We start from the raw sequence: 244 nt of genomic DNA, 5'->3' as shown, positions 1-244 counted from the left end.
ACCTATATGGTTATTCGTTCGACTGGATCCGCTTTCTGCGCCTCAGGACAGCGAATACCAGGCATCGTCCTGATTGCTGGGGCCAACCGGACCGCCCCGGGTGCGCTGGGCGGGCAATACCGCGCGCAGCGCGGGCTTCTGCCATGGCTTGCGCGATGCGGTCGGTTTGGAATTGGTCGTCATGCTGGTCCCCCATATATAGGCGAATCATCGTTGCGCGGAAAAGGGCCGTGGGTCAAGCCGC

General features: G+C 61.9%; 1 protein-coding gene. It reads right to left on the bottom strand.

Annotated features, from left to right (window positions below; all coding sequences use genetic code 11):
• Positions 1-42: 42 nt before the first annotated feature.
• Entirely contained in the window at positions 43-183 is a 141-nt protein-coding gene (locus SB660_RS23045; RefSeq protein ID WP_410584860.1) for a hypothetical protein, read from the bottom strand.
• Positions 184-244 lie beyond the last annotated feature (61 nt).

The organism is Bacillus sp. SIMBA_005 (assembly GCF_046535585.1).
GTDB lineage: Bacteria > Bacillota > Bacilli > Bacillales > Bacillaceae > Bacillus > Bacillus pumilus.
Note: the sequence above shows the minus strand (reverse complement) of the source record. Positions and strands in the feature narration are given on the sequence as shown.

Bases quoted from the DNA above. Each gene is read 5' to 3' on its own strand.
- SB660_RS23045 (WP_410584860.1), bottom strand. From the start codon at position 183: ATGACGACCAATTCCAAACCGACCGCATCGCGCAAGCCATGGCAGAAG.